Origin of the sequence: Limosilactobacillus gastricus PS3 (assembly GCF_000247775.1) — a bacterium.
In the GTDB taxonomy this organism is placed as follows: Bacteria; Bacillota; Bacilli; order Lactobacillales; family Lactobacillaceae; genus Limosilactobacillus; species Limosilactobacillus gastricus_A.
On the sequence record NZ_AICN01000038.1, the window covers coordinates 1 to 3,985 of the forward strand.

General features: G+C 34.8%; 3 protein-coding genes and 1 pseudogene. All 4 read left to right on the forward strand.

The window, feature by feature from the left end; translation table 11 throughout:
- The coding region (locus PS3_RS04680) for a glycosyltransferase family protein (RefSeq protein WP_040468195.1) at positions 1–1,393 on the forward strand (1,393 nt) is incomplete at its 5' end.
- Position 1,394: 1 nt separating this feature from the next.
- Complete coding sequence (locus PS3_RS04685; RefSeq protein WP_007122195.1) at positions 1,395–2,456, forward strand: sugar transferase; 1,062 nt, start codon at positions 1,395–1,397, stop codon at positions 2,454–2,456.
- A gap of 4 nt (positions 2,457–2,460) precedes the next feature.
- A complete protein-coding gene (locus PS3_RS04690; protein WP_007122196.1) occupies positions 2,461–3,366 on the forward strand; it encodes a glycosyltransferase family 2 protein in 906 nt (301 codons plus the stop codon).
- Between the two features lie 10 nt (positions 3,367–3,376).
- Positions 3,377–3,985 (forward strand): annotated as a pseudogene (locus tag PS3_RS04695) (hypothetical protein); the annotation flags it as partial.

Below are 3,985 nucleotides of genomic sequence, written 5' to 3' on the forward strand. Positions count from 1 at the left end.
ATTCCCTTATATATTTAACGATTTAAAAAAAGGAAATAATTTGTTGTATGGTCTGCTCGTTTTTTTGATTTTTCTAATTATAATTGGAAAATATAACAAACACATTAAAGGATTTTATTTTAATAATAGAAAGGAAATTTTTTTAGGTATTATATTTGTTACATTATTGTATCAAATACTTTTGGTGCTATCGCTATCTGGGACTACTGGATGGGACCCAATAACTTTAATCAATCGTGCAATGAATAGACCAATTGGAGTACCGGATTATTTTTCTTATAACCCAAATACCATTGGAGTAATGATGATAGAGAAGGGGTTATATTATTTGTTCTTTAAACCAGATTTAGTGAATTTCGTCAGGATTCTAAATCTAATTAACATTATTTTACTCGATGGATCTTGTTATCTATTGTATAGGGTTGCCAAGAGACTTTATGACTATAAAGTATCGATGATTGTATCTTGCTTACTTTGGGGATTAATTGTTATCTCACCATATGTGGCAATTTTTTATTCCGATTTATTAGCCTTTGCTGTAAGTTCCGCGCTGATATATTTGTTTTCATTGAAAAGTAGTTGGTATCGTAATCTAATTATTAGTTTTGTATCTGCTGGGGGGTATTTTATTAAGCCCAGCATAGTTATCGTGATTATTGCTTATGTTATTGTTGTAGTCATAAAGGCATTTTCTAGCATACAGTTTAAGCCTTTCTACAAGTTATTAGTTATTGTTATACCTATGATTTTAATCATTTGTTCTGGAAATGCATTAATTAAGTCTCAGATTGACAGTAGTAAATCTTATGATTCATGGCATTTTATGGCGATGGGAATGGCTGGGGTTGGTGGATATTATGGACCGGATGTCGAGGCTAATCAGCGAATTAAGTCTCCAGAAAAACGTAAGATCTATAATATTAACCTAATTAAAAGTCGCTTAAAATCATATGGAATCAATGGTTATAGTAAATTTCTTATACAAAAGCAAGTCAACAATACCTCAGATGCGACCTTTGGTTGGCGTAACGATGGAGGTGGTGATCAATTCCTAATTCCATTTGGAAAGGGCAATCGTATTTACAACAAAATTAGATATATTTTCACCTCTCATAATTCGCAACGAGATTGGAATGGCTTTGCGATTATTCCTCAATTAGTATGGGTAATTACGTTGGTGGGATTACTTGCTACAGTGGTAGTTAATGACTATCGGATGTTATGGATGAAACTGACCATCATCGGATTTATGCTCTTTCTGCTCCTATATGAAGGTGGAAGAAGTAGATATGTTATACAATATTTACCATATATAGTCATTGCATCCTCAGTTGGCTTAAGAAAATTATTTTTTAGCAATTCACAAAAGAACAATTTAAATAACGGTTATTAACATGCAAAATTACATTATTTCTTTAAAAGATCCTTCTGGTAACGTTGGTGGCCCGAAGGCAAATATGGATAATATTAAGTTCCTAAAAGAACAAATGGGCTTTCAAGAATTCTGGCTAGATTATGGGTGGAAAGATGGCTTTTGGTGGCACCATAATTTATGGGATTGGATCAATACTCGTTTACACAAGTATCAGTTATCGCATTCAATTCTACCGAATTTTTTTAAAGAACATCCTGATATTGACAATGTCGTAATCCAGTATCCTTTATATTCAAATAAACTGGTTAAACAAATTGCCGATAGTGTTCATCAAAACAGTCATGCTAAATTGTACTTTATCATTCATGACGCTGAAATGATTCGTCTGTATGCGGATGAACCGGAAAAAGGCCAAGCAGAAGTTGATTCGTTCAATTTGGCTGATGGAATTATCGGTCATAATGCTAAAATGAATGATTTCTTACGCCAAAATGGGGTCAAAGTGCCTTTAGTGGATTTAGGAATTTTCGACTATGATAATCCACAACCAATACAGCCATATCATGGCTATGATAAGTCGGTTTGTTATGCCGGTAATCTAATTGATGCCGTCTTTTTGGAAAAAGTCCATCCAACAAATCGATTTGATCTATTTGGACCTAATCCAGCGGAGCAATACAATGATGGTCTTAACTATCGTGGACAATTTTCACCGACGGAATTACCTGCTCATATGGATGAAAATTTTGGCTTAGTTTGGCATGGCACTAGTGTTGATACTTGTGACGGGACTTTTGGTCGTTATTTAAAGTGGAATAATCCGCATAAGACTTCTCTATATTTAAGTTCGGGCCTTCCGGTGATTATTTGGGATCAAGCCGCTTTGGCCGACTTTGTAACAGAAAACGGTGTCGGAATTACAATTAGTAGTTTAAATGAGTTAAATGAAAAACTTGATGCTTTGACTGAAGACGAGTATCGTCAGATACATCAAAACGTGGAGAAAATCGCTAACCAAATGCGGTCTGGATACTATATCACTCATGCCATGCAAAAGATGTTAGCAACTAGCGAGGATTAGCTATATGAAACCAATTTGTGCGATTGTGGTAACCTACAACCGAAAAAAATTACTTCGCGAATCGATTGAATCGCTCCAAAATCAAACCGTCAATAATTTTGATATTTTAGTTGTTGATAATGCCAGCACTGATAACACAAAGGAATATATTAGTGATTTGATTGATAGTCAACAGATTCTGTACGAGAATACCGGTGCCAACCTGGGGGGATCGGGTGGTTTTAATTTTGGCTTAAAAGCGGCTTGCGAACGTGGCTATCAATATGTTTGGCTAATGGATGATGATACTATGCCAACACCCACTGCCTTAGCGGAATTATTGAAGGCCGACCAATTGTTAGATGGTAACTACGGTTATCTTGCAAGCGAAGTTTTATTTACTGATGGTCAGCCATGCAAAATGAATGGGCAAAAAATCTATAAGAAATGGCCGGACGAGTCGCAATACATTAAAGATGGGCTTGTTCGCACCATTCAGGCAACTTTTGTTTCCTTCTTTTTGAAAACGTCTACTATTGAAGAAGTGGGTTTATCTTATAAGGAATTTTTTATTTGGGGTGATGATATGGAGTATTCTAATCGGATCTCAAAACGTCATCCTAGTTACTTAGTTGGTAAGAGTATCGTAATTCACAAAACCAAAGATAATAATGGATCTAACCTGTCGAAAGATGACGGCAGTAAGTTGTGGCGCTACAAATTAGCCTATCGAAATGAATGTGTTATAGCACGCTCGAACGGACTATATGGTCGTTGTTTCCAATTCGCCAAGGTTAATTGGAATATTATTAAGGTTTTACGGTCTGATCAACCATACAAGTTAAAGAAAATTTGGATTATTATTTCATCTTCAATTCGTGGGATTTTCTTCCGACCAAAAATTGAGTATGTGAAAGTGAACCGTGTATAGTGAGATATTAATGGCTGATAAACTTAAAATTAAAGGTAGTGGGATTGCAATTCTTGCTTTGTATTCTGCTATAGCGTTGTTGTTTATATTTCCGGTGCTCCATGGAAAGTCATTGATCTATGGAGGAGATATGCTCTATCATTTAAGAAGAATTAACGAGCTATCGATAGATATAAAGCATGGAAACTTATATCCTTATCTTTATGCCTATGATTTCAAAAACTTTCTTTTTCCGGGAGGAATATTTTATCCTCAAATTACATTATTACCGTTTTCAATTTTAAAAGTTTTCTTTGGTGGGTATTTCATTCCTATCATCTTTGGCTGGTGGTTTTATACATTAATAACTTTACTTAACACACACCTTGTGGTTTACCGATATTCAGGAAATTTACTCCAAGCAATATTTTCTAGTGTTATCTATAGTTTTTCGACATATAGAGCTATAGATGTATGGCATAGATTTGCTTTAGGAGAAGCATTATCGATGTGTTTTTTACCATTAGTAATATATGGTATTTATTCCATAGTTTATGGAAATGATAGAGAGTGGCCGTTTTTATCAATAGGACTAGGATTTACTATATTTTCGCACGTGCTTTCTACCTATTTGGACGTG

What these genes read in the sequence shown, in the direction of transcription:
- PS3_RS04690 (WP_007122196.1), top strand. Translation starts at nt 2,461, where the DNA reads ATGAAACCAATTTGTGCGATTGTGGTAACCTACAACCGAAAAAAATTA.
- PS3_RS04685 (WP_007122195.1), top strand. Translation starts at nt 1,395, where the DNA reads ATGCAAAATTACATTATTTCTTTAAAAGATCCTTCTGGTAACGTTGGT.